The sequence below is a fragment of the Sphingomonas sp. P3_C5 genome, from assembly GCF_056402635.1.
Genome location: NZ_JBFUHA010000016.1, coordinates 38,107 through 55,485 on the forward strand (window position 1 = coordinate 38,107; position 17,379 = coordinate 55,485).

The 17,379-nt window shown below is 62.1% G+C and carries 21 protein-coding genes; 13 read left to right on the forward strand and 8 right to left on the reverse strand.

Going from position 1 to position 17,379, the window contains the following annotated elements:
- Positions 1–34: 34 nt before the first annotated feature.
- The 3 genes from AC1DVS_RS25495 to AC1DVS_RS25505 all read left to right on the forward strand — a co-directional run bounded on the left by AC1DVS_RS25495 (position 35) and on the right by AC1DVS_RS25505 (position 1,348).
- Entirely contained in the window at positions 35–280 is a 246-nt protein-coding gene (locus tag AC1DVS_RS25495) for a helix-turn-helix transcriptional regulator (RefSeq protein WP_478027306.1), read from the forward strand.
- Complete coding sequence (locus tag AC1DVS_RS25500) at positions 277–786, forward strand: hypothetical protein (RefSeq protein ID WP_478027307.1); 510 nt, start codon at positions 277–279, stop codon at positions 784–786. Before AC1DVS_RS25495 ends, AC1DVS_RS25500 begins: the two co-directional genes overlap by 4 nt.
- Positions 787–889: 103 nt before the next feature.
- Positions 890–1,348, forward strand: coding sequence for a hypothetical protein (locus tag AC1DVS_RS25505; protein ID WP_478027308.1), 459 nt, complete (start codon positions 890–892; stop codon positions 1,346–1,348).
- Here the strand turns inward: AC1DVS_RS25505 and AC1DVS_RS25510 are convergent.
- From AC1DVS_RS25510 to AC1DVS_RS25525, 4 genes are read right to left on the reverse strand one after another with little or no spacing between them, the layout of a single operon-like run.
- A complete protein-coding gene (locus AC1DVS_RS25510) occupies positions 1,345–2,760 on the reverse strand; it encodes an MFS transporter (protein WP_478027309.1) in 1,416 nt (471 codons plus the stop codon). The two genes, AC1DVS_RS25505 and AC1DVS_RS25510, sit on opposite strands and share 4 nt — an antisense overlap.
- Positions 2,757–3,227, reverse strand: coding sequence for an SAM-dependent methyltransferase (locus AC1DVS_RS25515; protein ID WP_478027310.1), 471 nt, complete (start codon positions 3,225–3,227; stop codon positions 2,757–2,759). Before AC1DVS_RS25515 ends, AC1DVS_RS25510 begins: the two co-directional genes overlap by 4 nt.
- Positions 3,227–3,724: a hypothetical protein gene (locus AC1DVS_RS25520; RefSeq protein ID WP_478027311.1), complete on the reverse strand. Its 498-nt coding sequence runs from the start codon at positions 3,722–3,724 to the stop codon at positions 3,227–3,229. Before AC1DVS_RS25520 ends, AC1DVS_RS25515 begins: the two co-directional genes overlap by 1 nt.
- A 3-nt stretch (positions 3,725–3,727) precedes the next feature.
- Positions 3,728–5,248 carry a fumarate hydratase gene (locus AC1DVS_RS25525; protein WP_478027312.1) on the reverse strand — a complete coding sequence of 507 codons (1,521 nt, stop codon included), beginning with the start codon at positions 5,246–5,248 and terminating at the stop codon, positions 3,728–3,730.
- 242 nt (positions 5,249–5,490) lie between these two features.
- Between AC1DVS_RS25525 and AC1DVS_RS25530 the strand changes: the two genes are divergently transcribed.
- On the forward strand, positions 5,491–8,142 hold the full coding sequence (locus AC1DVS_RS25530) for a putative bifunctional diguanylate cyclase/phosphodiesterase (protein WP_478027313.1): 2,652 nt from the start codon (positions 5,491–5,493) through the stop codon (positions 8,140–8,142).
- A 13-nt stretch (positions 8,143–8,155) separates the two neighbouring features.
- Here AC1DVS_RS25530 and AC1DVS_RS25535 read toward each other — a convergent pair whose 3' ends face one another.
- Both AC1DVS_RS25535 and AC1DVS_RS25540 read right to left on the reverse strand, forming a co-directional pair.
- Positions 8,156–8,815: a glutathione S-transferase family protein gene (locus AC1DVS_RS25535; protein ID WP_478027314.1), complete on the reverse strand. Its 660-nt coding sequence runs from the start codon at positions 8,813–8,815 to the stop codon at positions 8,156–8,158.
- A 2-nt stretch (positions 8,816–8,817) separates the two neighbouring features.
- Complete coding sequence (locus tag AC1DVS_RS25540) at positions 8,818–9,468, reverse strand: dihydrofolate reductase family protein (RefSeq protein WP_478027315.1); 651 nt, start codon at positions 9,466–9,468, stop codon at positions 8,818–8,820.
- A 74-nt stretch (positions 9,469–9,542) separates the two neighbouring features.
- Between AC1DVS_RS25540 and AC1DVS_RS25545 the strand changes: the two genes are divergently transcribed.
- The 3 genes from AC1DVS_RS25545 (at position 9,543) to AC1DVS_RS25555 (ending at position 13,129) form a co-directional block, all read left to right on the forward strand.
- Complete coding sequence (locus AC1DVS_RS25545; protein WP_478027316.1) at positions 9,543–10,040, forward strand: winged helix-turn-helix transcriptional regulator; 498 nt, start codon at positions 9,543–9,545, stop codon at positions 10,038–10,040.
- Between the two features lie 565 nt (positions 10,041–10,605).
- Complete coding sequence (locus tag AC1DVS_RS25550) at positions 10,606–12,558, forward strand: ribonucleoside-diphosphate reductase subunit alpha (protein ID WP_478027317.1); 1,953 nt, start codon at positions 10,606–10,608, stop codon at positions 12,556–12,558.
- Positions 12,533–13,129, forward strand: coding sequence for an endonuclease domain-containing protein (locus tag AC1DVS_RS25555; protein ID WP_478027318.1), 597 nt, complete (start codon positions 12,533–12,535; stop codon positions 13,127–13,129). Before AC1DVS_RS25550 ends, AC1DVS_RS25555 begins: the two co-directional genes overlap by 26 nt.
- A gap of 74 nt (positions 13,130–13,203) precedes the next feature.
- Here the strand turns inward: AC1DVS_RS25555 and AC1DVS_RS25560 are convergent, their stop codons facing one another.
- The gene (locus AC1DVS_RS25560; protein ID WP_478027319.1) at positions 13,204–13,461 is read right to left on the reverse strand and encodes a DUF2171 domain-containing protein; all 258 of its coding nucleotides are present in this window, start codon (positions 13,459–13,461) and stop codon (positions 13,204–13,206) included.
- A 74-nt stretch (positions 13,462–13,535) separates the two neighbouring features.
- On the opposite strand from AC1DVS_RS25560, the gene AC1DVS_RS25565 reads away from it, so the two are divergent.
- From AC1DVS_RS25565 to AC1DVS_RS25590, 6 genes are all read left to right on the forward strand, one after another.
- Entirely contained in the window at positions 13,536–13,838 is a 303-nt protein-coding gene (locus AC1DVS_RS25565; protein ID WP_478027320.1) for a hypothetical protein, read from the forward strand.
- Positions 13,838–14,032, forward strand: a complete 195-nt coding sequence (locus AC1DVS_RS25570; protein WP_478027321.1) for a hypothetical protein — start codon at positions 13,838–13,840, stop codon at positions 14,030–14,032. Before AC1DVS_RS25565 ends, AC1DVS_RS25570 begins: the two co-directional genes overlap by 1 nt.
- Positions 14,029–14,250, forward strand: coding sequence for a hypothetical protein (locus AC1DVS_RS25575; RefSeq protein WP_478027322.1), 222 nt, complete (start codon positions 14,029–14,031; stop codon positions 14,248–14,250). Before AC1DVS_RS25570 ends, AC1DVS_RS25575 begins: the two co-directional genes overlap by 4 nt.
- Positions 14,251–14,351: 101 nt before the next feature.
- Positions 14,352–14,594 (forward strand): hypothetical protein, encoded by a 243-nt coding sequence (locus AC1DVS_RS25580; protein ID WP_478027323.1) that lies wholly within the window; start codon positions 14,352–14,354, stop codon positions 14,592–14,594.
- A gap of 39 nt (positions 14,595–14,633) precedes the next feature.
- A complete protein-coding gene (locus AC1DVS_RS25585; protein WP_478027324.1) occupies positions 14,634–15,698 on the forward strand; it encodes a ribonucleotide-diphosphate reductase subunit beta in 1,065 nt (354 codons plus the stop codon).
- A 226-nt stretch (positions 15,699–15,924) separates the two neighbouring features.
- Entirely contained in the window at positions 15,925–16,617 is a 693-nt protein-coding gene (locus AC1DVS_RS25590; RefSeq protein WP_478027325.1) for a DUF4145 domain-containing protein, read from the forward strand.
- Between the two features lie 339 nt (positions 16,618–16,956).
- Here AC1DVS_RS25590 and AC1DVS_RS25595 read toward each other — a convergent pair whose 3' ends face one another.
- A complete protein-coding gene (locus AC1DVS_RS25595; RefSeq protein WP_478027326.1) occupies positions 16,957–17,094 on the reverse strand; it encodes a hypothetical protein in 138 nt (45 codons plus the stop codon).
- Positions 17,095–17,379 lie beyond the last annotated feature (285 nt).

The following is a 17,379-nucleotide window of genomic DNA, read 5'->3' on the forward strand; positions in this document are numbered from 1 at the left end:
ACGATATCGATTGTTGTGTTTACGCAACATATAGATGAAAATTCACAATCGAATCGCGCTCTTCCGAAGCGAACGCGGCACCTCTCGCCGAGAGCTGGCCGATGCGGTCGACGTCAACCCGCAGACAATCGGCTATCTCGAGCGCGGCGACTATAATCCCAGCCTCGAACTGGCGATGAAGATCGCGGCCTTTTTCGATGTCGCGGTCGAACATCTTTTTTCCTTTCAGCCCTTCGAGTCGGTCGCGGTTGCGCTACGCCGCATCGACGCAGCGGAGTGACCCGCATGAGCCTGCCACAACGTCTCGACGATCTCGCCAATTTGACGGGCATGCCGGCCTTGTCCGCTCGCATGGCAAGCGGAAAGCAGCGACGCCATCTGCGCTGGCTCCCGATCATCCTCCTGCTACTGGTATCGGGCGGCACGGCCTTGATATTCGCAAGCCCAGATCGCTGGGGGCTCGGCTATGGTGTGTTGATGCTCGGCAACGTGATCGGGGGATGGCTGCCGATGTACGGGCCCGTCAAGCCATGGGGCGCCCTCGATGGGGCCGACGAGCGCGAGAGGCAGGTGCGACAGAATGCCTATTTCGTTACCTTCGCCACAATCAGCATCGTCGCGGTGCTCGGGCTGTGGCTGCTGGCCGGGCTGGCGCTTGTCAACGGTTGGAGGAGCGATACCCTGGCCCTCGATATGGCGGCTCTTTCACTTTTCTTACTTTCGCTCTGGGAGATCATCCCGACGCTTCACGCAAGCTGGGCAACCCGCCCGCTCGAAGATGAATAGCGCGATGGAATGACCTTGCGGTATCGACGACCAACCGCGAAGTTTCGGGCCTTTCGCTGATTGCGAACTTCGCTACAACCGTGGCGAGCGCGAGGTGAATGTGATGTCCAAGCAGGCGATGATCGTAAATACGGCGGATATCCCCGCTGATCGTTGGTCGGTATCTGCCTATGTCATCACAGCGCTGGGTCTTGCGGGTATTGCTGCCGCGATCATCTTTCTGGCCATCGGTCGCGTGCACCTGGCGGAACTGATCGCGCTCGCGTCCTGGGCCGTGGTTCTCCTGCCCACCGCGTTTGCGAACGCACATGGCCAAGCAAGCGCCTCGAACAGCGACGGATCGCTGGGAAGCCGGGATGCGTCCTTCTGGGGAGCGCTCGCGGTCTTCAGCTTCTTGTGGGGCTGTTATGTCGTCAAAACCTGGCCGCTCGCTTATGACGCGGACGTCGTGTTTTCCCAGTCCGAGCTTCGTACGGGCCTCTGGATTACCTTGTCCATGCTGCAGACCGTCCCTCGCGCCTGTCGCATCTGGTTTACCGCGCCGTCAGCAATGCAGGACTAAGCCCGCTCCACCCGCACGAGCAGCCACCCGCACAACCCAGCCCCGACCGCCATAACGGCCGCGGCGATCGCCGCGCCGTGGAACGCCGCCAGCGAAACGCCGCGCCCATTGTCGGTAAGCACCAGCCCGATCAGCGCGACCGCGATCATGCCGCCGATCCGCGCGGTCGCGTTATTGACGCCCGAAGCGGCGCCGGCGTGGTGCTGATCGACCGCCGTCATCACCGTCGTCGTCAGCGGCGCGACGGCAGCGGTCATGCCGATGCCGACGAGCAGCATGCCGGGCAGGACGTTCCGAACATAGTCGATCCCGCTGTCGGGGATCAGCGCGAACAGCGCGAAGCCGGCGCCGGTCACCATCGGACCCAGGGTCAGCAAAGGTCGCGCGCCGATCTTTGCCGCGAGCGCGCCAACGCTGCGCGAGCCGAGGCCCATGATCAGCGGAAGGGGCAGCACTGCGGTGCCCGCTGCCGTTGCGCTCCAGCCACTGGCGATCAGGAGATAGGGCAGCAGCAGGAGCGCTCCGGCGAGCGCTGCGTAGAGCAGGAAGGTCAGCAACGTCACGCCGGTGAAGACCCGCGTGCCGAACAGGGCGAGCGGGACCATCGCGCGGTCGCCAAGTCTTGCTTCGAGCGAGACGAACGCCACCAGCGCGATCGTTCCTGCGCCGAGCATCGCCGCGCCGACGCCGCGATCGCCCATTCCCGAGGTCATCATTGTCAGGCCCCACACGAGAAGGCCGAGGCCGACAGTGGCGAGTGCGCCGCCATACCAGTCGGGCGCCCGCGCATCCTCATCGCGTCCGCCGGGGACATACAGCACGCCCATCGCGAACGCAGCCAGCGCAATCGGCACGATCAGCGCGAAGATCGCGCGCCAGCCGACATGATCGACCAGCCAGCCGCCGATGATCGGCCCCAACGCACCTCCCATGGCGCCCGCAGCGGCCCAGGTACCGATCGCCCGAGCTCGCGCCGCGCCCTCGAAGTCAGCGCCGAGGATGGCGAGGCTCGCCGGCACCAGCAGCGCCGCGCCGAGCCCCTGCGCGACCCGCGCCGCGATGACGAAGCCAAGTGTGGGCGCAACCATGCAGGCGAGCGATGCGAGGGTGAAGATCACCAGCCCGATAAGGAAGATGCGCTTGCGCCCGACCCGGTCGGCCAGCGCGCCGCCGATCAGCACCAGGGCAGACAGAGGCAGCATGAAGCCGTTGACGATCCATTGCACGCCCGCGCCATCGGCACTCAGCGCGCGGCCCATTGCGGGCAGGGCGACATTCACGACTGAGCCGTCGACCAGCGCAATGCTCGATCCGAGGACCGTCGCGATCAGTGCCCCGGTGCCGGCCGCTCCGCCGCCCGACCGCGCGGAGGCGGCGAGCGTGTCGCACGGTCCGGCGCCCGGCGCGGTCATCCGGCTCGGGTCCAATATTCGGCCATCAGCTCAGTCGCCCATTCGGGCTGACGGACCTCGCCGCGCGGCAGGAATTCGCGCATCACCGGTTTGATATCGAGCACCGGCGTGCCGTCGATCGCGTCGAGCCCGCGGACATGGAGCCGCGCGCCCTCGACCTTCAGGATCGCGCAGGTGGTGAGGCCGATGCGGTTAGGGCGGTTCTTGCCGCGCTGCGCGAAGATGCCGACCAGCGGCCAGTCCTCACGGTTGCGGGGGTGGCGGGCGCCGGTTTCGATCTTCGATTCAGGCACCTGATCGAAGACGAAGATGATCTCGACATGGGAGAAGTCGGCGAGGCCGTACAGCGCCTCGGGGCCGAAGCGCGGTTCGAGTTCGATGATCGCCGTTTCGCGGTTCCAGTCGTCGTCGATCGCTTCGGCGCGGCCGCCGCGGACATGGGCGATGGGCTTGATGTCGAAAGCCATTACTGCTCTCCCCGTCGCACGCGCGCCGCAATCACCGTCTCGAGAAAGGCAAGGATCGCCGCCTCGTCCGTCTTTGCCGCCCTGGCGCTGACACGAAGCAGCAGCGCCGCGAGCGCCATCATCCCTGCCGGGATCACGACAAGGAACAGCTTGTCGCCGAACGCCGCCCCCGATGCGATCATTCCGCTACCTACTAACAGGAGCATGGCGGTCAGGCCTCCGAACAAGCACCCCATGAACACGAGCAAGCTACGCGGCGTGCCGATCTCCCCCTCGATACGCGCACCGTCGCCTTCTGGTTCGATCGTAGCATTAAGGGTCGCCTGGAAACTGTTCTGCACATTGGGACGGAAATAGCACAGCATCATGCTTTGTTCCGATCCTTTGCCCGTCACCCCCCTGACCGGCGCCACGTCTCCATTGCCCAGCACCTCTTTCAGCTTCGTCGCAATCGCCACCGGATCGAGCGGCGAGGTGAGGACGATGGGCCGCGCCATGGATTACGCCCCTTCCAGCAGCTTCTCCCGCGCGATCTTCTCTTTCCACACGAGCGGCGCGAGCTGGTGAACATTGGCGCCGGTGGAATCGACTGCAACCGTCACTGGGAAATCGCTGACCTCGAATTCGTAGATCGCCTCCATGCCGAGATCGGCAAAGCCGACGACTTTCGAGCCCTTGATCGCTCGCGCCACGAGATAGGCCGCCCCGCCGACCGCCATCAGATAGGCGCTCTTGTGGTCGCGGATCGCCTCGACCGCAGCCGGGCCACGCTCGGCCTTGCCGACCATCGCGAGCAGGCCCTGTTCGAGCATCATGCGGGTGAACTTGTCCATCCGGGTTGCGGTCGTCGGGCCGGCGGGGCCGACGACTTCCTCGCCGACCGGATCGACCGGGCCGACATAATAGATCACCCGGCCTGCGAACTCGACCGGAAGCGGCTCGCCGGCATCGAGCATGTCCTTGATGCGCTTGTGCGCGGCATCGCGGCCGGTCAGCATCTTGCCGTTGAGGAGCAGCCGGTCGCCCTGTTTCCAGCTTTGGACCACCTCAGGCGTCAGCGCGTCGAGATCGACCCGGATCGCTGCCTTGTCGGGCGTCCAGTTCACATCGGGCCATTCGTCGAGCTTCGGCGCTTCGAGATAGACCGGGCCTGATCCATCAAGCGTGAAATGCGCGTGGCGGGTCGCGGCGCAATTTGGGATCATCGCGACAGGCTTGGAGGCGGCATGGGTCGGCCAGTCCATGATCTTGACGTCGAGGATCGTCGACAGCCCGCCCAGTCCCTGCGCGCCGATGCCGAGCGCGTTGACCTTGTCGAAGATCTCGACCCTGAGCTTCTCGATATCGGTCTTCGCCCCGCGCTGCTTCAGCTGGGCCATGTCGATCGAGCCCATCAGGCTCTGCTTGGCGAGCAGCATGGATTTTTCCGCGGTGCCACCGATGCCGATGCCGAGCATGCCCGGAGGGCACCAGCCGGCGCCCATTTGCGGGATCATCTCGAGCACCCAGTCGACGATCGAATCGCTCGGGTTCATCATCTTGAACTTGGATTTGTTCTCGCTGCCGCCGCCCTTCGCCGCGACGTCAATCGATACCGTCGCGCCTGGCACCATCTCGAGGTGCAGGACGCTCGGTGTGTTGTCCTTGGTGTTGCGCCGCGTGAAGGCGGGATCGGCGAGGATCGAGGCGCGCAGCTTGTTCTCGGGGTTGAGATAGGCGCGGCGCACGCCCTCATCGATCACCTCCTGGAGCGACCGATCGCTCTCCAGCCGGCAATCCTGACCCCATTTCACGAACACGGTGACGATGCCGGTATCCTGGCAGATCGGCCGATGCCCTTCAGCGCACATCCGCGAATTGGTCAGGATCTGCGCGATCGCGTCCTTCGCCGCCGGACTCTGTTCGGCCTCATAGGCGACGCCCAAGGCGCGGATATAATCCATCGGGTGATAGTAGCTGATGAACTGCAGGGCGTCGGCGACGCTCTCGATCAGGTCGGCTTCGCGGATAGTGGCGGTCATGGGCCTCGCTCGACAAGGGAATGCGGAGCCGCCTAACCCAGTTCGAAGAGAAAGGGGAGAGGCGCGAGGCGCTTGGATCCCGCTTACGCGCGCAGCGCGCCGGGCTGAATCGAGTGCCATTTTTCATGTCGGGATTGCCGGCGGAAATTAACCCTCTTTTCCATCGCCTTCCGGATCAATGAAATGCTTTCTTCACCATCCTGGGAAAGTAAATCTGCAAGATTGCATCCTAACCGAAACGAATGATCGGGCCTTTCACTCCGCTTCGCGCGCTGGCAACGACCTTGCGCGCGTTCCGCGATGACATCGCGGCGGGACAGGAGCCGAACGAAGAGCGGACGGCAACGCTTCAAAGCCAGGTCAAGCAACTCGCCGCGACATGGCTTTTCGCTCTAGCCGCCCTTGTCGGTGCGTCATGTGCCTCATTGTACACGGCCTATGCGCTTGGCCGCCCGGACCTGTTTAGTGCGATCGCGCTTCACGGCGGACTGGTTATCGGGCTGGGGCTGCTGGTCTGGGCATTGCTCAAGCTTTCGGCCTTTTCCGGCTGGTCACCCTATGCGCATATCCGCAGCTTCACGGTGATCGCCGGCGGGATCGCGGTGGCCCTGTTTTCGTTAATCGGTATCGCGGGTCAGTTCCCCGCCAGCCCATTCCAGCTTGCCAGCTTCGTTGCGATCTTCGGCGCTATCATGGTCACCGCAGCGGTGCTGCACCCGGTGCGTGCGGCAACGGTCGCGTTCGCAGCCGCTCTGGTTGGTGCGATCACGGTCCAGTCCCGCTTCGGGCCGGCGAGCGGCGTCGCCTTAGCCTTCTTCCTCTCTCTCGCCATTGCCACCTATCGGCTTACCCGGTTCGACCGATCCGAGTCCGGGACGCGCGGCGCCACTGAGTCGCAGGGCCGGATGGCGGCGCGCCTCGTGCATGAGTTCGAAAGCCACACCACCGGCTGGTTCTGGCAGACCGACAGCCATGGCCAGGTGATCTATCTGTCGAGCAAGGTGGCGAACGAGCTCGACACGCCCGAGGCGCCCGCAGTCGGCGAAATGCTCACCGCCCTGTTCCGAATGGATGGCGGGTCGGCCGAGACCGAGCGCACCCTCGCCTTCCACCTTTCGTCCCGTACTGCCTTTTCCAACTATTCGGTGCGTCCGGCGAGTGCAGCGAAGCTCGAGCGCTGGTGGTCGATTTCAGGCCGCCCGACGACTGACGAGCTCGGCCGTTTCCAGGGCTTTATCGGGAGCGGCAGCGACCTGACCGAGCGCCGCCGCGCCGATGCGGAGATTACCCGGCTTGCGCTGTTCGACGGCCTGACCGGTCTCGCCAATCGTCAGCGCTTGCGGCTGTCGCTCGATCAGATGCTGCACCAGCCAACCGGCGCCTACCGCTCGACCTCGCTGCTGCTGCTCGATCTCGACCGGTTCAAGGCAGTCAACGATACGCTGGGCCACCAGGTCGGCGATTCGCTGCTCAAGCAGGTCGGCCAGCGCCTGCACCGGGCGGTCGGCGATGCCGGCCTGGTCGGACGGCTCGGCGGCGACGAATTCCAGATCCTGCTGCCGAGCGAGGCCAATCGCGAGCGGCTCGGCGAACTCGCGCGGACCATCATCGGTTCGCTTTCCCAGCCCTATTTCATCGACGGCTCGTCCATCACCATCGGCTGCTCGATCGGCGTGGCGATTGCGCCCGAGGATGGCCGTGATTCCGAGACCCTGATCCGCAATGCCGATCTCGCGCTGTATGCGGCAAAGGCCGACGGGCGCGGCATTCATCGCTTCTTCCGCGAAGAGCTGCTGATCGGCGCACAAAGCCGCAAACAGCTCGAGGACGACCTTCGCCACGCGCTGGCGCAGGACCAGTTCCATGTCGCCTATCAGCCGGTCGTCAGCACCATCGATGAGCGGATCGTCGGCTATGAGGCGCTGATCCGCTGGGATCACCCGACGCGCGGCGCGATCTCGCCCACTGAGTTCGTTCCCGTCGCCGAGGATACCGGGCTGATCGAGGCGATCGGCGAATGGGTGTTGCGCACCGCCTGTGTCGAGGCGGCGACCTGGCCGAAGGACATTCGGGTCGCGGTGAATGTCTCACCAATCCAGTTTGCGAATCCCGCGCTGCCGACCGTTATCACCAGCGCGCTCGCCAAATCGGGCATCGCACCCCACCGGCTCGAGCTCGAGATTACGGAAGGGGTGTTCCTCGACGAGACAGCGTCGTCGGAACATATGTTCAAGATGCTGAAGAACCTCGGCGTCCGGCTCGCGCTCGACGATTTCGGGACCGGCTATTCGTCGCTCGGCTATTTGAAAAAGGCGCCCTTCGACAAGATCAAGATCGACCAGAGCTTCGTCCGGGGCGCGGCGATCGCCGGCAACCGCAACGCGGCGATCATCAAGGCGATCGTCACTCTGGCCGATACGCTCGGCATGGAGACGACCGCCGAGGGTGTGGAGGTGCAGGACGAGATCCTGCTGATCCGCGAGCTCGGCTGCAGCCATATCCAGGGCTATGTCTATGGCAAACCGATGCGCGCGGCCGAAGTGCTCAGGCAGCTTTCGGCAGCGGGCGGGATCGCGACCGCCTCGGGCTACCGCGTCAGCCGGAGCCCGCGCCACTCGATGATCCGCAACGCGCGCATCGCCGCCGGCACTGTCGAGGGCGAAATCCGGATCCGCAACATGTCCGCCACCGGCGCGATGATCGACGGGATCGATGCCGACGAAGCGGTCGGGCTGGAGATCCTGATCGAGCTGCTCGAGGACCAGATGTTCCCGGCAAAGATCCGCTGGGCCTCGGACGGCAAGGCGGGTCTGGAATTCGCGCAGCATTTCAACATGGAGCGGCTGTCGCCCCCGCCTGCCGCCTCGGCGGCGTTATCGAAACGGTCGGCCTGAGCTCTTTCGTCCCTCAGTCCCGACCCTCCGGCGCGCCGAGCGGGAACATGTGCCGATACGGCCGCGCCTCATCCAGCGCGCGGGCATAGGAAGGCCGGGCCAGCAGCCGGGCGCGATAGGCGTGGACATTCGCGAACTTTGCCGCGATCGCATGAGTCCAGTCGGCATATAGCAAAGTCGGCGCCGCCGCGCAGTCGGCGAGGCTGAACTGCCCCGCCGCCGCCCATTCGCGGCGCTCCATCCAGGTGTCGAGCCACGCATAGGCCGTATCCAGCATGGCCCGCGCGTCCTCGACGCCCTGCTCGTCATGCCGTCCCTCGGGCCGAAAGAAATCGGAGACGATCTTCTGCTGCGGCGTCATGATATAATTGTCGAAGAACCGGTCCAGCTCGCGCACCTCGACCGCGGCCAGGGCATCCTTTGGAATCAGCGCGACATCGCCAGGATATTTCACCCCGAGATATTCGATAATCGTGCTCGCCTCGCGCACTACCCGGTCGCCATCGACGAGGAGCGGAAACTTCTTCATCGGCCAGAGCCGGGCGAACTCGCTCGCTGCCGGCTCGCTGCCGTCGAGCATGACGAACTCGAACGCGGTGTCATTCTCGTAAAAGGCGACCAGCGCCTTGTGGCAATAAGAGGACAGGGGATGAGCGTAGAGTTTCAGTGCCATGATTACCTCTCCTGCTTGGTCAGAACGATATGGGTGGCGTTCTCGCCCCGGGCATTCTCGGTCACCGCGTAGCCGAGCGCGGGGAGATCGAGGCCGGTAAACAGAGCTTCGCCCTGCCCCAGCACGACCGGCGAGACGGCGAGATGCACTTCGTCGATCGCGCCTGCGACAAGATATTGCCGGATGGTCGCGACACCGCCGCCGATCCGGATATCGCGCTCGCCCGCCGCTGCTTTGGCCAGCGACAGCGCTTCATCGATTCCGCCCGTGATGAAGTGGAAGACGGTGCCGCCCCTCATCTCGATCGGCGCCCGCGCATGATGCGTCAGGACGAACACCGGGCAATGATAAGGCGGCTCCTCGCCCCACCAGCCTTTCCAGACATCATCGGGCCACTCGCCACGAATGGGGCCGAACATGTTGCGGCCCATGATCCAGGCGCCCATGCCCTGCATCGAGCGGGCCGCATATTCCTCATCGATGCCGGTCGAGCCGCCCTCCTCGCCGAACATCGTGCGAAACGTCTTCGTGGCGAAGGCCCATTGGAACATCTCCCCGCCGCGCACTCCCAGGGGATGATCGAGATCCTGATCGGGGCCCGCTCCGAAGCCGTCCACCGATATCGAAAAAGCACCGACGCGAACCTTTCCCATCTTCTCTCTCCAAAACCGCTTTCGAATCACAACCAGTTGCTTTTCCCACAACTGATCCTATATTGCAACCGGTCATGGCAATCCATATCGAAGATCCGCGCTCGGGCTGTCCGATCAACCTCACCATCCAGGCACTTGGCGATCGCTGGAGCCTGATCGTGATTCGCGACGTGATGTTCGGCAACCGCCGGCATTTTCGCGAACTACTCGGCGGGTCCGAGGAGGGCATCGCCTCGAACATCCTCGCCGATCGCCTCAAGAAGCTGGTCGCGGCCGGCTTCCTCGCGATCACGGACGATCCGAGCCACAAGCAGAAGCATATCTACAGCCTGACCGAGCCGGCGATCCAGCTCGTGCCGCTGATCGTCCAGCTCGGCGCCTGGGGGCGGCGCCACCTGCCCGTAACGCCCGACCTCGCGATTCGCGCGCAGCTGCTCGAGGAAGGCGGCCCCGAGATGTGGGCGGACTTCATGGACGAGTTGCGCACTGAACATCTCGGCGTACCGCCCACCGGCCGCCCGAGTGTCGCGGCCCGACTCCAGGCGGCCTATCAGGCGATGACAGCACAATAACGCGCCTCCTGAGGCGCCGGAAACGCGCCCGAAAGAGCCCTTGCGTCATGTCCGTTGAGGCATCAAAGCATGAGGCGACCGGCCCTACGTAAAATTCCTTAACCCATGTTTCGCCACAAGCCGGGACAGCCATTAACCCATAAAATTTTGTCATGTTCCGTGTTCGTTCTCTTGCCTTTCGGCAACCCCGCAGAACTCCACGCGTCGCTGCACTGCAACGTTTCATCGATGCTGTGAAGCGACTCAAATTAGCGACGAACCGAGTCACGAAACCGTCATTTAGCGTCTTGCCCTCGCCGCCGATTAAGCACAATCTGTAGCGGTTGAGTTCGGGGGCGAACCCAAGAACTGGTAGAACAACAACCGGGATCCTATATTGCGGTGAGGTCTTTCCTCGTGCCTTAAGGCACGGGCAGGGAAGATTTTGTTCTCCTTGGTCGCCCCGGAAATGGTAGCATGGGGGTTCGCCCCCGATTCGAACGGACCGGGAACGCCGACAGGCGAATCCGATTGGGTGCAGTTCGATGATGTGTGTCTGTGTGATGTAACTGGGGACGGAAGAAATATGGATTTCAGGGATAGCCAGGAAGCGAGCGTAAACATGGCCACCGACGCAATTGAAGCAGTAGCGGCTGAAGCCGCAGCGCCCGTCGCCGACACGTCGAGCAAGCATGGCGGCGCCAAGCGAAAGCTCAACACGCGCGGCGATTCGAAGGCGGTGAAGCAGCAGCTTTACCCGGTCGAGGTCGATCATTCGCGCGACGCTTTGCTCACCGATTTTGGCAAGGACACGCTGACCGACCGCTATCTGCTGCCGGGCGAGAAGTTCCAGGACCTGTTCGTGCGAGTCGCCTCGGCCTATGCCGATGACGCCGCGCATGCGCAGCGCATCTATGACTATATCTCGCGGCTCTGGTTCATGCCCGCCACGCCCGTTCTCTCGAACGGCGGCACCGGCCGCGGCCTGCCGATCTCCTGCTTCCTCAACTCGGTGCCCGACAGCCTCGACGGCATCGTCGCGACCTGGAACGAGAATGTCTGGCTCGCCTCGCGCGGCGGCGGCATCGGCACCTATTGGGGCAATGTCCGCGGCATCGGCGAGCCGGTCGGCCTGAACGGCAAGACCAGCGGCATCATTCCGTTCGTCCGTGTGATGGATTCGCTGACCCTCGCCATCTCGCAGGGTTCGCTCCGCCGTGGCTCGGCCGCGGTCTATCTCGACATCTCGCACCCGGAGATCGAGGAGTTCCTCGAGATCCGCAAACCCTCGGGCGACTTCAACCGCAAGGCGCTGAACCTCCACCACGGCGTGCTCATCACCGACGCCTTCATGGAAGCGGTGCGCGAGGGCGGCGAATGGGCGCTGACCAGCCCCAAGGACGGATCGGTCCGCGCCAGCGTCGATGCGCGCTCGCTGTTCCAGAAGCTGGTCGAGACCCGCCTCGCGACCGGCGAGCCCTACATCATCTTCGCCGACCATGTGAACAAGGCGATGCCGAAGCATCACCGCGATCTCGGCCTCAAGGTCTCGACTTCGAACCTGTGCAGCGAGATCACGCTGCCGACCGGCAAGGACCATCTCGGCAATGATCGCACCGCGGTCTGCTGCCTCTCGTCGCTGAACCTCGAGACCTGGGATCAGTGGAAGGACGCCAAGGGCTTTATCGAGGACGTCATGCGCTTCCTCGACAATGTCCTGCAGGATTATATCGACCGCGCCGAGCCCGGCATGGAGCGCGCCGCTTACTCGGCGATGCGCGAGCGTTCGGTCGGCCTCGGCGTGATGGGCTTCCACAGTTTCCTGCAGGCACGCGGCCTCGCCTTTGAGGGCGCGATGGCCAAGAGCTGGAACCTGAAGATGTTCAAGCACATCAAGGCCCAGGTCGACGAAGCCTCGATGCAGCTCGCCGTCGAGCGCGGCCCCTGCCCCGACGCGGCCGATATGGGCGTGATGGAGCGGTTCAGCTGCAAGATGGCAATCGCGCCGACTGCGTCGATCAGCATCATCTGCGGCGGCACCAGCGCGTGCATCGAGCCGATCCCGGCGAACGTCTATACCCACAAGACGCTCAGCGGTTCGTGGTCGATCCGCAACCCCTATCTCGAGAAGATGCTGATCGAGAAATCGAAGAATTCCGACGCGGTGTGGAATTCGATCCTCGAGCAGGGCGGCAGCGTCCAGCATCTCGATTTCCTCAGCCAGGACGAGAAGGATTGCTTCAAGACCAGCTTCGAGATCGACCAGCGCTGGCTGATCGAGCTCGCCGCCGATCGTACGCCTTATATCGACCAGTCAGCGTCTTTGAATCTGTTCATCCCGGCAGACGTGGAGAAATGGGACCTGCTGATGCTGCACTTCCGGGCATGGGAGCTGGGCATCAAGTCGCTTTACTATCTCCGCTCGAAGAGCATCCAGCGCGCCGGCTTCGCTGGCGGGGTGGAAGCCGACAACACCATCGACCTTCGTCAGATCGAGGTCGAGGTGAAGGATTATGACGAGTGTTTGGCGTGTCAGTGAGGTGCCACAACTAAGTCCCCCTCACCCTTCCGTCGCTCCGCTCCTCCCTCCCTCTCCCACAGGGGGAGAGGGAAAGAAGGATACGACTCTAAGCTCCTCTCCCCTTGTGGGAGAGGAAGGGGCCCGCGCGAAGCGTGGGAAGGTGAGGGGGAATGCAGAAGGGCTGACGAAACGCCAGCTGCTGCCCTCGACCACGACTGCGCGCGCACGCGCGCTACGCCGTGATCCAACCGAAGCAGAGAAGGTCCTGTGGCGCGCGCTACGCGAGGCGTTCCCCTACGCAAAGTTCCGGCTACAGGTCCCGATGGGCGGTTATTTCGCGGATTTTTGCTCGCATTCCGCAAAGCTCATCGTCGAAGCCGATGGCGGGCAGCATGCCGATAACGCGGCTTATGATGCCCAGCGGACGCGCTTCCTGGAAGGCGAAGGCTATCGAGTTCTGCGCTTCTGGAACAACCAGATTTTGGAGAACATCGATGGTGTGATCGCCACCATCGCCCCACACGTCCCTTCTCCTCCTGTGGGAGAAGGTGGCCCGAAGGGCCGGATGAGGGGGAGTCGTATTAGGTGACCTCAGCCCCCTCACCCTTCCGCGCCTTCGGCGCTCCCTCCCTCTCCCACAAGGGGAGAGGGAAAGAAGAAAACCTACGCCTCTTCCTCGAAGGTCACGGCCACATCGGCATTGGCCGACAGCCGCACCTGATCGCCCTCGACATCGGCGACCAGGCCGAGCGAGATATAGTGATGGTGCCCTTCATGGCTGCCGGTGCCGCTATCAGCCTTGGTCAGCTTGATCCGATCTCCCCCATCTGGTCCTTTGGCGACATGGTCGACCGTCCCGACATGGACGCCGTCAGCGCCGATGACTTCCATATGTTCCTTGATTGCGCTTGCGTCGGCCATGAGCAGTCCTCCTTCGTTACGGGTGCGTCCCCCCAACGCGCCCGAAGCGGATTCGATGCAAGGAGCCTATCGCAATGACCAGCAGAATGGTCCGGCTTTCCGCCCTGTTCGTCGCGATGCTCGCGCTGGCCGCCTGCGCCGCGCATCAGGCGAGCACGGCCGTCCAGCCCGAGGCGCCCGGCTTCCTGCTCGGGGTGTGGCACGGCTTCATCTTCCCGATCGCCTGGATCGTGTCGCTCTTCCTGTCGGACGTCTCGGTCTATGCCGTGCCGAACAATGGCGGCTGGTATGATTTCGGCTATTTCATCGGCATCGTCTTTCTCGGCGTAGGCTCGCACGGATCGCGCAAGGCCGCGAGCAACCGGGGCGGCGCATGATGCTGCGCGCGCCCCTCATCATGGCCACGGTCGCCACCGTGAGCGGCTTCTCGGCGCTTGTCGTCTTCACCCGACCGGGCGTGAGCGAAGAGGCGGTCTATGGCCGCCGCATCGCCGGCACCATGTTCGCCGCGCTGGCGATCATCCTTGGCGGCTTTGCGTACGCGCTCGCTTCATGGGGAGGCGCGCAATGAGTCACTGGCACGTCAGCCACTGGTTCTCAGGCGCGATCGATCTCGCCCTGCTGGGCTGCGGGCTCTATTATATCGTCTTCGCCCAGAAGCTTCGCGACCGCAGGGAGGCGGCGGCCCAGGCTTCCAGAACCGCGAAACCGCCGCCCGATTATTTCCGTCTGGGGCTGGTCCTCGCCATATGCGGGGCCGGGCTCCTCTACCTCAATTTCCTCCGCTGACCCGCGTAACCCAAGGAACCACCCCTGCTCCATCTCGAAGCCAGCAAGCAGTACAAGCCGTTCGGCCGCCCCGGCGCGCCGAGCGTGCGGAGCATTGCGGCATGACTACCAGCCTGCCGCTAGCACCCATCATCTCCGGGTTGCTGCTGATCCTATTCGGCGGGACGATGCTGTTCGCTACCCGGAATCGCCGCGCCGACAGCAAGTGGCTGATCTATGGGCTGGCGGTTCCTGCCCTGGGCTGCGGCGGGTATCTGTTTATCTTCCCGTTGGTCAGTTTCCTCGGCACCTGGTTGATGATCTTCGGCCTGGTCGAATTCGTCAAATCCTTCCGTGCTTGGTGATCCCAATTCCATTATCCCATTCGTTCTGGAGTAACCGCAATGTCCCTCACCGAAGCCCGCAAACAGTATAAGCCGTTCGAATATCCCTGGGCGTTCGATTTCTGGAAGCGCCAGCAGCAGATCCACTGGATGCCGGAGGAAGTGCCGCTCGGCGAGGATTGCCGCGACTGGGCGCAGAAGCTCAGCGACCATGAGCGCAACCTGCTGACCCAGATCTTCCGCTTCTTCACCCAGGCGGATGTCGAGGTGCAGGATTGCTATCACGAAAAGTACGGCCGCATCTTCAAGCCGACCGAGATCAAGATGATGCTCGCCGCCTTCTCCAACATGGAGACGGTGCATATCGCCGCGTACAGCCATCTGCTCGACACGATCGGCATGCCCGAGAGCGAATATGGCGCCTTCCTCGAATACTCCGAGATGAAGGACAAGCACGACTATCTGCAGACCTTCGGCGTCGACACTGACGAGGATATCGCCAAGACGCTGGCGATGTTCGGCGGCTTCACCGAGGGGCTTCAGCTCTTCGCCAGCTTCGCGATGCTGATGAACTTCCCGCGCTTCAACAAGATGAAGGGCATGGGCCAGATCGTCACCTGGTCGATCCGCGACGAGAGCCTGCACTGCGAGGGGATCATCAAGCTGTTCCACGCCTTCTGCAAGGAGCGGGACTGCATGACCAAATCGGTGCGTTCCGACATCATGGACATGTGCCAGACGACGGTGCGGCTCGAGGACAATTTCATCGATCTCGCCTTCGAGATGGGCCCGGTCAACGGCATGACGCCCAAGGAGATCAAGAAGTATATCCGCTACATCGCCGACTGGCGGCTGGGGCAGCTCGGCATGAAGCCGATCTACATGATCGACGAACACCCCCTCCCCTGGCTCGCCCCGATGCTGAACGGCGTCGAGCACGCCAACTTCTTCGAACAGCGCGCGACGGAATATTCCAAGGCGGCGACGCGGGGGAACTGGAACGAGGTTTGGGACGGGTTCGACAAGCGGCAAAAGGCTAAGGCCGGGCCGGCGGCGAACGAGGATGCCGGCAGCGGTGAGGCTGGTGGGGATATGTTCTCGGCGGCTGGGGTGGCGGCGGAGTAAGGCGTGCCGCGCGCCCGGCCGGGGCGCCGACCGGCGGCACGGGCTTTACCCATGCCCTGCCACGGCTGCTAACCGAGGATGCCGGACTCTTCCGGAATGGCTACCGCTTCTCCTCGGTCCTGCAGAGACAGAGGATGAAACGGCCAAGGTGGGTAACAAGAATATGAGGGCGTAGAGCTCGCTAGCATATACATTCGCTACTTGGTATGAAGGTGCCATAAATAATATGAAGTGCTCCTATTGCCAAACGGATTTTCACCCAGACTTTGAGTGGAACACTATCGCTTTTGCTCGCTCTGCCAAACTACCGGACCCCAAAACCGAACAAAGAAATGTTTCTATACGCTATTATAGCTGTGTTTGCTCTGGCTGTGGAGGCGCCCACGTAAGGTTTGATCTTCATAGGCAAGATAGCCAATTGTCATCTATAACGATTTCATCTTTTAATGTTTACCCGAGATGGGCATCTAATATTACACCACCGATAGAGGTTCCGAAGACTATATCCGAAGATTTCTCCGAATCCGTTGCCGTTCTCCCTATTAGTGCGAAAGCATCGGCCGCGTTAGCACGACGCTGCCTGCAAGCGGTACTATCGGATCATGGATACACCGGGAAAAATTTAGTCAACCAGATTGATCAGGTGCTGTCCGAGAAAGACACGACAAAGGCGTTACCCACAGCCATCATGTCTAATATAGATGTCATTAGGAACTTTGGCAATTTCTCAGCACACCCGATTACAGACATAACGTCACTTCAAATTGTGGATGTTGAGGCAGGGGAATCGGAATGGTGCCTGCAAATATTGCAGGACCTATTTGATCATTATTATGTTGCCCCTGCGAGAGCTGCTGCAAAGCGAAGCGCCCTCGCGACGAAGCTCGCAGCCGCAGGAAAGTCGCCGCTGAAGAAATAAGGCAATAATTTATTCTCGATCACACCTTGAGCCTCCCAGCGCTTCTATAGAGCACGGCGCCTGGCGAACCATTTTTGATAAGCTAGCAATATGTACAAGGCCGAATCCTTCGTGAACCTTGGCATCTAGATCCGCGATAAATAAGCCTTCTTGTTGCACGATATTGCGGCATTACTCTACGACTTTTCAGGAACGACCTTCGTCTTATCGCGAGCCGGAAAGTATATCTTTTTATCGTCTATTTCTACCTCTCGGCCACTGAGAGCTGCAATTAATATTATAATGACATTCTGCAGGCCGCGAAGCATCCCTGTTATCGCGGCGACGGCGGTTGCAGCGCTAATCATCGAACAGTCTCTTTGCCCGCAACAGGGAACCCAAAGGCACTCGCTCGCAGCGCGCAGCCGCATCTTTCATTGCGCTATCGGTATTTATGGCGGCGACAAGGTCGCCCGACATGAAAACAATATCACGCATTGCCATATCCTAACCACGGCAGACACCATGGCCGGGATAGCAAATCCTCTATCCAGTTTCAAGCAGTATTTCCCGCTTCATGCTAGTATACTTATTTGGGGATAGCAAGGGATATCCGGGGATATGTCGTGATTTCGCTCCAATTTTACTGTGTATTCCTTGTTTGTTCTCGCATTTTTCTGCGCACCCCCGTTAGTTCTCATTATGTTCTTAATTGTTTAACCGTTGATTCGCGATTGAAAAAGACTTTCGCCGCCAAACCGGGTTCTGGTGACACTCCACTAA

What these genes read in the sequence shown, in the direction of transcription:
- AC1DVS_RS25505 (WP_478027308.1), top strand. Translation starts at nt 890, where the DNA reads ATGTCCAAGCAGGCGATGATCGTAAATACGGCGGATATCCCCGCTGAT.
- AC1DVS_RS25590 (WP_478027325.1), top strand. Translation starts at nt 15,925, where the DNA reads ATGAAGTGCTCCTATTGCCAAACGGATTTTCACCCAGACTTTGAGTGG.
- AC1DVS_RS25495 (WP_478027306.1), top strand. Translation starts at nt 35, where the DNA reads ATGAAAATTCACAATCGAATCGCGCTCTTCCGAAGCGAACGCGGCACC.
- AC1DVS_RS25585 (WP_478027324.1), top strand. Translation starts at nt 14,634, where the DNA reads ATGTCCCTCACCGAAGCCCGCAAACAGTATAAGCCGTTCGAATATCCC.
- AC1DVS_RS25510 (WP_478027309.1), bottom strand. Translation starts at nt 2,760, where the DNA reads ATGACCGCGCCGGGCGCCGGACCGTGCGACACGCTCGCCGCCTCCGCG.
- AC1DVS_RS25535 (WP_478027314.1), bottom strand. Translation starts at nt 8,815, where the DNA reads ATGGCACTGAAACTCTACGCTCATCCCCTGTCCTCTTATTGCCACAAG.
- AC1DVS_RS25515 (WP_478027310.1), bottom strand. Translation starts at nt 3,227, where the DNA reads ATGGCTTTCGACATCAAGCCCATCGCCCATGTCCGCGGCGGCCGCGCC.
- AC1DVS_RS25530 (WP_478027313.1), top strand. Translation starts at nt 5,491, where the DNA reads ATGATCGGGCCTTTCACTCCGCTTCGCGCGCTGGCAACGACCTTGCGC.
- AC1DVS_RS25555 (WP_478027318.1), top strand. Translation starts at nt 12,533, where the DNA reads ATGACGAGTGTTTGGCGTGTCAGTGAGGTGCCACAACTAAGTCCCCCT.
- AC1DVS_RS25540 (WP_478027315.1), bottom strand. Translation starts at nt 9,468, where the DNA reads ATGGGAAAGGTTCGCGTCGGTGCTTTTTCGATATCGGTGGACGGCTTC.
- AC1DVS_RS25595 (WP_478027326.1), bottom strand. Translation starts at nt 17,094, where the DNA reads ATGCGTGATATTGTTTTCATGTCGGGCGACCTTGTCGCCGCCATAAAT.
- AC1DVS_RS25570 (WP_478027321.1), top strand. Translation starts at nt 13,838, where the DNA reads ATGCTGCGCGCGCCCCTCATCATGGCCACGGTCGCCACCGTGAGCGGC.
- AC1DVS_RS25580 (WP_478027323.1), top strand. Translation starts at nt 14,352, where the DNA reads ATGACTACCAGCCTGCCGCTAGCACCCATCATCTCCGGGTTGCTGCTG.
- AC1DVS_RS25550 (WP_478027317.1), top strand. Translation starts at nt 10,606, where the DNA reads ATGGATTTCAGGGATAGCCAGGAAGCGAGCGTAAACATGGCCACCGAC.
- AC1DVS_RS25575 (WP_478027322.1), top strand. Translation starts at nt 14,029, where the DNA reads ATGAGTCACTGGCACGTCAGCCACTGGTTCTCAGGCGCGATCGATCTC.
- AC1DVS_RS25560 (WP_478027319.1), bottom strand. Translation starts at nt 13,461, where the DNA reads ATGGCCGACGCAAGCGCAATCAAGGAACATATGGAAGTCATCGGCGCT.
- AC1DVS_RS25545 (WP_478027316.1), top strand. Translation starts at nt 9,543, where the DNA reads ATGGCAATCCATATCGAAGATCCGCGCTCGGGCTGTCCGATCAACCTC.
- AC1DVS_RS25525 (WP_478027312.1), bottom strand. Translation starts at nt 5,248, where the DNA reads ATGACCGCCACTATCCGCGAAGCCGACCTGATCGAGAGCGTCGCCGAC.
- AC1DVS_RS25565 (WP_478027320.1), top strand. Translation starts at nt 13,536, where the DNA reads ATGACCAGCAGAATGGTCCGGCTTTCCGCCCTGTTCGTCGCGATGCTC.
- AC1DVS_RS25520 (WP_478027311.1), bottom strand. Translation starts at nt 3,724, where the DNA reads ATGGCGCGGCCCATCGTCCTCACCTCGCCGCTCGATCCGGTGGCGATT.